This window comes from Isoptericola sp. NPDC056578 (genome assembly GCF_042793275.1).
GTDB lineage: Bacteria > Actinomycetota > Actinomycetes > Actinomycetales > Cellulomonadaceae > Isoptericola.
Map to the genome: position 1 here is coordinate 19610 of NZ_JBHTVC010000067.1, position 7952 is coordinate 27561.

The following is a 7952-nucleotide window of genomic DNA, read 5'->3' on the forward strand; positions in this document are numbered from 1 at the left end:
CGACGGGAGCGCTGCCGCACCGGGGTGGGGGCTCGCAGCCGTGTACGGCGGTGCGTTACACGCGCTGCCGCAGATTTAACCCGCTCGCCGTCCGGGGGGCCGGTGTTACCACGCGTGGAATGTTCACCCAGCGCCGGGCGCCCGCCCCCCCGGGGGGGCGCCCCCGCTCCCGTGACCTGCGGTGCGTTCCTCGCGCTCCCGCAGATTTCACCCGCTCGCCGTCAGGTTCAGGCGCGCAGGTTCAGGCGCGGTGCTCCCGGTAGTAGCGGATGAGCGCCTGCGTCGAGGAGTCCTGCGCGGCGAGGGCGGCGTCGTCCCCGGACACGGCCGGGGCGATCTCCAGGGCGAGCTTCTTCCCGAGCTCCACCCCCCACTGGTCGAAGCTGTCGATGCCCCACACGACGCCCTGCACGAAGGTGATGTGCTCGTACAGCGCGACGAGCTGGCCCAGCACCGACGGCGTGAGCGCCGGCGCGACGATCGACGTCGTGGGCCGGTTCCCGGAGAAGACGCGGGCCGCGACGATCTCCTCGGGCGTGCCCTCGGCGCGCACCTCGTCGGCCGTCTTGCCGAAGGCGAGCGCCTTGGTCTGGGCGAAGAAGTTGGCGAGGAACAGCTCGTGCACGTCGGCGCCCGCGGCCACGGTCTTCCCGTCGCCCTCGTCGTCCTTGAGGGGGTAGGCGGGGGTGGCGACGGCGATGAAGTCCGCCGGGATGAGGCGCGTGCCCTGGTGGATGAGCTGGTAGAAGGCGTGCTGCCCGTTGGTGCCCGGCTCGCCCCAGAAGACCTCGCCCGTCTGGGTGGTGACGGGGGAGCCGTCCCAGCGCACCGACTTGCCGTTGGACTCCATCGTCAGCTGCTGCAGGTACGCGGGGAAGCGGTGCAGCTGCTGCGCGTACGGCAGGACGGCGTGCGTGTGGGCGCCGAGGAAGTTGTTGTACCAGACGTTCAGCATGCCCATGAGGACGGGCACGTTGGCCTCGAACGGCGTGCTCCGGAAGTGCTCGTCGACGGCGCGGAAGCCCGCGAGCAGGTCGCGGAAGACGTCGGGGCCGAACGTGATCGCCAGCGACGTGCCGATGGCGGAGTCCACGGAGTAGCGGCCGCCGACCCAGTCCCAGAAGCCGAACGCGTTGGCCGGGTCGATGCCGAAGTCGGCCACCTTGTCGAGGGCGGTCGAGACGGCCACGAAGTGCGCCTTGACGGCGGCCTGCTTCGCGTCGGGGTCGTCCTCGATGACGCCCGCCGCGATGAGGCGCTCCCACAGCCACGCCCGGGCGAGCCGCGCGTTGGTGAGCGTCTCCAGCGTCCCGAACGTCTTGGACGCCACGATGAACAGCGTGGTCTCCGGGTCGAGGTCCGCCGTCTTCTGCGCGACGTCGGTGGGGTCGATGTTGGAGACGAACCGGGCCTCGATGGCGTCGTCGCCCGTGCGGCCGTACGGCTTGAGCGCCTCGTAGACCATGACCGGCCCGAGGTCGGAGCCACCGATGCCGATGTTGACCACCGTGCGCACCGGCTTGCCCGTGACGCCGGTCCACGCCCCGTCGCGGACCTGGTCGGCGAACGCGCTCAGCTTGTCGAGCTCGGCCTGGACGTCGGCGTCGACGTCCTGCCCGTCCACGACCAGCGGCGGCTGCGTGCCGGGGGCACGGCGCAGCGCCGTGTGCAGGACGGCGCGGTCCTCCGTGACGTTGATGTGCTCCCCGGTGAACATCGCCTCGATGCGCTCGGGCAGGCGCACCTCGTTCGCGAGGCGGACCAGCAGGTCCAGCGTCTCGTCCGTGGCGAGGTTCTTGGAGAGGTCCACGTGCAGGTCGCCCGCGACGTGGGTCATGCGCGCGGCGCGGCCGGGGTCGGCGGCGAACCAGCCGCGCAGGTCGCCCCGGAACTCCTGGTAGTGGGCGTACAGGTCGCCCCAGGAGGTCGTGGTGGTGGGATCGACGGGGGAGGAGGTCATGGGGCCAACGGTACTGACCGCCCGGCCCGGTTGCGCGGTCTGTTCACGCTGCCAGGATGACCATCAGCCGGGGACGGACCCGGCCCGGCGTCGGGAGGTACTCATGGCGAATTTCACGGTCTGGAAGTTCGACGACCCGGGTGCGGCCGACCGCGCCTTCAAGGCCGTCAAGGGCGGCGAGGCGGACGGCCTGGTGAAGGTCGTCGACCACGCGGTCGTGAGCTGGCCGGAGGGCGAGCGGAAGCCGGACACCCACGGCTCGCACGACGACACCGCCAAGGCCACGGGCTGGGGCGCGGTCTGGGGCCTGCTGCTCGGCGCGCTGTTCTTCCTTCCGGTGCTGGGCGCGGCCGCCGGCGCGGCGATCGCGGGCATCACCCGGTCGCTGTCCGACGTCGGGATCACCGCGAAGGACCTCGAGAAGATGAAGAAGGAGATCGTGCCCGGCACGTCGGCCCTGTTCATCGTCACCGAGCCGATCGACCCCGACCGGCTGGCGGAGCGGCTGCACGGGATCGACGCGACCCTGGTCAGCACCAACCTCACCGACGCGGAGCGCCGGAACCTGCTCGACGCCTTCGGGCAGTGAGCACCCGGGCGGCCCTGGCGCCGCCCGCACGGCGAGCCCGTCGCGCCCCTCGGGGCCGGCGGGCTCGCCCGTGCCGTCGGGACCGCCGTGTCAGGCGGGCTGCCAGCGGTTGCCCCACCGCCGGGTGAGCGTGCCGCCGAACGTGTCGGCCAGCGTGTCGACGCGGTCGTGGACGGCGTCCGCCACGCGGTGCGCGGCGGCGTCGTCCTCCGCCGTGAAGCGGACCGTGACGCGTGCCCGGCCCCGCACCACCCCCACGTCGTACGCCTCGACGGTGACGAGCCCGCGCGCCGCGTCCGCCGCGGCGGGCAGCACGTCGGCGGGGTCGACGCCCGGCTGCAGCAGGCCGACGGCGAGGCTCACGCGGTAGGAGGGCACCCGGCGATCCTGCCACCCTCGCGGGCAGGCACCTCCGACCGGCACTTCCGACCGGCACCTCCGACCGGCACCTCCGACCGGCACCTCCGACCGGCACCTCCGACCGGCACCTCCGACCGGCACCTCCGACCGGCACCTCCGACCGGCACCGTCCCGTCACACGTCGCCCCGGTCGTCGTCACCTGCGCCCCCGTAGACTCGCGGCCGTGACTGCGGACCCTTCGACCGAACCCGTCCCCGAGCCCGTCAGCCCCGCTCAGCCGCGCGATCGCCGTGGCGTCGCCCTGGAGATCGCGGTGCAGGACGTCGCGGGCGCGCGCGTCGCGGCGGCCGGCGGCGCGGACCGTCTCGAGCTGTGTGCCGCCCTCGCCGGCACGGGGGGACTCACCCCGTCGACCGGCATGGTCGCGGCCGTCGCCGACGCGCTGCGCGGCTCGGGCGTCGGCGTGCACGTCCTGGTGCGCCCCCGGGCCGGGGGCTTCGTGTTCGCGCCCGACGAGGTCGACGTGCAGGTGCGCGACGTGCGCGCGGTGCTCGACGCCGGTGCGGACGGCGTCGTCGTCGGTGCCATGACGGCGGCCGGAGAGGTCGACGCCGCGGCGCTCGCCGCGTTCGTGGCCGCGGCATCCGGTGCGGCCGTCACGTTCCACCGTGCGATCGACCAGGTGCCCGACCCGGTCGCCGTCCTCGACGTCCTCGCGCGCGCCGGCGTGCGCCGCGTCCTCACCTCCGGCGGCGCCCCGCGGGCCGGGGAGGCCCTCGACGTGCTGGCGGCGCTCGCCGCGCGCGGCCGCGAGCTCGGCGTCGAGATCATGGCCGGTGGCGGCGTCCGCGTGGACGACGTCCCCGCCCTCGTCGGCGCCGGCGTGCACGCCGTCCACCTCTCCGCCCGGCGCACCGTGGTCGCCGACGGTGGCCCCGGGGGCGGCGGTGCCGGCGGGTACGACGTCACCGACCCCGGCGTCGTCGCCGCGACCCGCGCCGCCCTCGACGCGGCTCTCCAGGACGAGGCGGGCGCGTGACCGGCGTCGTGCACGCCGCCGCCGTCGCAGCCTCGGCGACGGACCCGTCCGCCGAGTACGACGGGTTCATCGGCTGGGTGCTGAGCCTGATGACCACGCTCGGCGAGGTCGGCGTGGGGGCGGCGGTGCTGATCGAGACGTTCGTGCCGCCCATCCCGTCCGAGGCCGTGCTGCCCGGCGCGGGCTTCCTCGCCTACGCGGGGCACATGAACGCCTGGCTGGCGATCCTCGCCGCCACGATCGGCGCCGTCGTCGGCGCCTGGATCTGGTGGTACCTGGGCTGGCTGCTCGGGCGCGACCGCACCCGCGCGATCGTCGACGCCATCCCCCTCATGGACGGCTCCGACTTCGACAAGGCCGAGGCGTTCTTCGCGAAGTGGGGGCGCGTCGCGGTCCTCGTGGGGCGCTGCGTGCCGCTCGTGCGCAGCTTCATCTCCATCCCCGCGGGCATCGAGCGCATGCCGTTCTGGTCGTTCACGCTCTACACGGCCATCGGCTCCGGCGTGTGGAACGGCATCTGGGTGGGACTCGGCTACGCCTTCGGCCCTGCCATCGAGCCCGTCCTGGCACAGTGGAGCGGCATCATCTCGAACGCCGTGCTCGTGGTCATCGGCCTGCTCGTGCTCTGGTTCGTCGTGGTGCGGCTGCGGCAGCGCCACCTCGCCCGCCGTGGCCCGCGCGAGCCCGAGCGTCGGCACGGTCGGGCGCGCTGACCCTGCCGAGGCAGCTCCGGGCCCGGCGAGGTAGTCAGGTCCCGTGAGGTCGCGCGGGTCGCTACGCTCCGGACATGCGGACCCGTGACGGGTGGAGGGGCGGCGCGGCCCTGGCGGTGACGGCGCTCGTCGCGGCCTGCGGCCCGGCCGGCGACGACGTCGGGTTCGACACGCCCCAGGTGGCGGCACTCGACGAGCCGCAGCTCCGGGAACACTTCACCAGCGGGACGACGCCGCTGGCCGGCACGCTCCGAGCGCTCGCGAACGGGTGCCTGGTGGCGGTGATCGACGGTGTCGACCACGTGGTGTTCTGGCCGGACGGCACCGTGGCCGAGGACACGGGCGAGCCCGTCGGGCGATACGCCGTCACCCTGCCCGACGGGCGGATGCTCCACGCCGACACGACCGGCGGCGAGCGGTTCTCCGCGGTCGGAGAGGTGGCGGCCTCGGGCGGGGTGATCGCCGTCGACCCCGACCACCCCGACGGCGACTTCGCCGGAAGCTACCTCGGGTTCTGCGGCGTCGACACGCCGCCCGTGATGTTCCCCGACGCCGCGACGTTCGACGTCGGCTGAACTACCTCGGCACGGTTCGGACTACCTCGCCGAGTCCTCGACTACCTCGCGGGGGTTCGGACTACCTCGCGGGGGTTCGGACTACCTCGCGGGGGTTCGGACTACCTCGGCGGGGGTGCCGTCGAGGCACGGACGACGAGCGACGTGGGCAGCCGCAGGTGGCGCTCGCGGGCGGTGCCCTCGAGGAGGTCGAGCACCATGCGCAGCGCCTCGGCGCCCATGCGGTGCAGGGGCTGCGCGACGGTGGTGAGCGGGGGAGCGCTGCCCCACGACTCGGGGATGTTGTCGAAGCCGACGACGGACAGGTCCTCGGGGACGCGCAGGCCGAGCTCGCCGGCCACCTCGAGCACGTGGATGGCCGACAGGTCGTTCGCGGCGAACACGGCGGTGGGGCGGTCCGGCCGGTCGAGCAGGGTGCGCACGGGCGCGTCGGCGAGGTCGGGGCGGTAGCCGCCCACCTTGATGAGGAGCGGGTCGACGGCGATGCCGGCGCCCTCGAGCGCCTGCCGGTAGCCGAGCTCGCGCAGCCGGGCGGACTCGAGGTCGGCGCGGCCGCCCAGGTGCGCGATCCGCCGGTGCCCGAGGTCGATGAGGTGCTCGACGGCCTCGCGGGCGCCGGTCGTGTTGTCGGAGTCCACGGTGGGGGTGCCCTCGGGCCCGGTGTGCGGGTCGACGGCGACCACGGGCACGGGGGAGTCGGCGGACATCACCATCGTCGGCGTCACGACGATCGCCGCGTCGACCAGGGTGCCGGCCAGACGGGACAGCGACCGCCGCTCCCAGCCCGTGCGCGCGCCGCCGTCCGTGCGGCCGGCGTAGGCGAGGAGCTCGTAGCCGGTGCCGTCCACGGCGGCCGAGATGCCCTTGAGCAGCTCGGTGGAGTACGGCTCGAACTCGGCGACGAGCACGCCGATGACGTTGGTGCTGGTGCGGCGCAGGCTGCGGGCGACCAGGGAGGACTCGTAGCCGAGCTCTTCGACGACGGCGAGCACCCGTTCGGACGTCCCGGCGGCCACGCCGTACCGGTTGTTGACGACCTTCGACACGGTGGCGACCGAGACCCCGGCGACGCGGGCGACGTCGGAGATGGTGACGCGCCCGGCGACAGGTGCGGTGGGACCCCTGGGCGGGTCGGCGGCGGTGCTCACGAGTCGACAGTATGCGCCATACGGGCGGCGATGACGCGTCGTCGTCGGCGTCCGAGCCGGCGACGGGTGAGGTTTCGAAATCGTTATCGACAACGATTGACGAATCGACGGCCGGCCTGCCACTCTCGTGCCAGGAACACTCCTACCTTCGCGGCAGCGTCGCTGCCGTGCCCGTCGACGAGGACAAGGGATCGATGATGACGAGGACGAGGATCATCCGTGGCGCCACCGCGGTCGCGCTCGGGACCACCGTGGCGCTCCTGGGCGCCGCCTGCGCGGGCCAGGGCACCGGCTCGCAGGGCGACGACGACGGCGGCAGCAGCGCCGACGCCAGCACGATCACGTGGTGGCACAACTCGAACACCGGCGAGGGCAAGGAGTACTACGACAAGCTCGCCGCCGACTTCGAGAAGGACCACCCCGGCACCACCGTCGAGGTCAGCGCCATGGCGCACGAGGACATGCTCACCAAGCTCGACGCCGCCTTCCAGTCCGGCGACGCGCCCGACGTCTTCATGGAGCGCGGCGGCGGCGAGCTCGCCGACCACGTCGAGGCCGGCCTGCTCAAGGACCTCTCCGAGCCCGCCGCGGAGACCATCGACAAGCTCGGCGCGTACATGCCGGGCTTCCAGGTGGACGGGGCGTCGTACGCGCTGCCGTTCTCCATGGGGGTCGTCGGCTTCTGGTACAACAAGTCGCTCTTCGAGAAGGCGGGGATCACCGAGACCCCGACCACGATGGACGAGCTGTACGACGTCTTCGCCAGGCTCAGTGACGCCGGCGTCACGCCCGCCTCGGTGGGCGCGGGCGACAAGTGGCCCGCCGCGCACTACTGGTACTACAACGTCATCCGGCAGTGCGCCAAGGACACCCTCGACGCTGCCATCGCCGACGTCGACTACTCCGACCCGTGCTTCGTCAAGGCGGGCGACTCGCTCGACGAGCTGCTCGCCACCGAGCCGTTCAACAAGGGCTTCCTCACCACGCCCGCGCAGACCGGCCCCACGTCGGCCTCGGGCCTGCTCGCCTCGGGCAAGGTCGCGATGGAGCTGGCCGGCCACTGGGAGCCCGGCGTCATGCAGGGGCTCACGGAGGACGGCTCCGGCCTGGGCGACGACACCGGCTGGTTCCCCTACCCGTCGATCGACGGTCAGCAGGGCACCGACGGTGCGCAGATGGGCGGCGGCGACGCGTGGGCCGTGTCGAAGGACGCGCCCGACGTGGCGGTCGAGTTCGCCGAGTACCTGCTGAGCGACGAGGTGCAGACGGGCTTCGCCGAGCTCGACATGGGCCTGCCGACCAACCCGGCCGCGTCCTCGTCGGTCTCCGACCCGGCGCTGGCCGAGCTGCTCGAGGTGCGTGACGGCGCCCCGGAGATCCAGCTGTACCTCGACACGCTCCTCGGAGCGTCGGTCGGTGGCGCGATGAACGACGCGATCGCCCTGCAGTTCGCCGGCAAGGCGACCCCGCAGGACGTGGTCGACGCGGTGCAGTCCGCCGCGGAAGCGGACCAGTGACCGGACGATGACGGACACCGCAGTCCGGTCCGCCGACCGTGCCCCGGCAC

The 7952-nt window shown here is 73.4% G+C and carries 8 protein-coding genes; 5 read left to right on the top strand and 3 right to left on the bottom strand.

The features are described 5' to 3' along the window. Window positions 1-241 precede the first annotated feature (241 nt). Window positions 242-1960, bottom strand: coding sequence for a glucose-6-phosphate isomerase (pgi, locus tag ACFQ80_RS19595; protein ID WP_430551490.1), 1719 nt, complete (start codon window positions 1958-1960; stop codon window positions 242-244). 103 nt (window positions 1961-2063) lie between these two features. Here pgi and ACFQ80_RS19600 point away from each other — a divergent pair, with 103 nt between their 5' ends. Next, complete coding sequence (locus tag ACFQ80_RS19600; protein WP_430551489.1) at window positions 2064-2549, top strand: DUF1269 domain-containing protein; 486 nt, start codon at window positions 2064-2066, stop codon at window positions 2547-2549. Window positions 2550-2639: 90 nt separating this feature from the next. Here ACFQ80_RS19600 and ACFQ80_RS19605 read toward each other — a convergent pair whose 3' ends face one another. After that, complete coding sequence (locus ACFQ80_RS19605) at window positions 2640-2927, bottom strand: hypothetical protein (protein ID WP_430551488.1); 288 nt, start codon at window positions 2925-2927, stop codon at window positions 2640-2642. Window positions 2928-3211: 284 nt separating this feature from the next. Between ACFQ80_RS19605 and ACFQ80_RS19610 the strand changes: the two genes are divergently transcribed. From ACFQ80_RS19610 to ACFQ80_RS19620, 3 genes are all read left to right on the top strand, one after another. Continuing rightward, the gene (locus ACFQ80_RS19610; RefSeq protein WP_430564828.1) at window positions 3212-3949 is read left to right on the top strand and encodes a copper homeostasis protein CutC; all 738 of its coding nucleotides are present in this window, start codon (window positions 3212-3214) and stop codon (window positions 3947-3949) included. Continuing rightward, on the top strand, window positions 3946-4662 hold the full coding sequence (locus tag ACFQ80_RS19615; RefSeq protein WP_430564825.1) for a DedA family protein: 717 nt from the start codon (window positions 3946-3948) through the stop codon (window positions 4660-4662). Before ACFQ80_RS19610 ends, ACFQ80_RS19615 begins: the two co-directional genes overlap by 4 nt. 74 nt (window positions 4663-4736) lie before the next feature. Then, on the top strand, window positions 4737-5237 hold the full coding sequence (locus ACFQ80_RS19620; protein WP_430564826.1) for a hypothetical protein: 501 nt from the start codon (window positions 4737-4739) through the stop codon (window positions 5235-5237). A 101-nt stretch (window positions 5238-5338) separates the two neighbouring features. On the opposite strand, the gene ACFQ80_RS19625 is transcribed toward ACFQ80_RS19620, so the two are convergent. Further along, the gene (locus ACFQ80_RS19625; RefSeq protein WP_430551485.1) at window positions 5339-6385 is read right to left on the bottom strand and encodes a LacI family DNA-binding transcriptional regulator; all 1047 of its coding nucleotides are present in this window, start codon (window positions 6383-6385) and stop codon (window positions 5339-5341) included. 197 nt (window positions 6386-6582) lie between these two features. Here ACFQ80_RS19625 and ACFQ80_RS19630 point away from each other — a divergent pair, with 197 nt between their 5' ends. Further along, window positions 6583-7902: an ABC transporter substrate-binding protein gene (locus tag ACFQ80_RS19630; RefSeq protein WP_430564827.1), complete on the top strand. Its 1320-nt coding sequence runs from the start codon at window positions 6583-6585 to the stop codon at window positions 7900-7902. Window positions 7903-7952 lie beyond the last annotated feature (50 nt).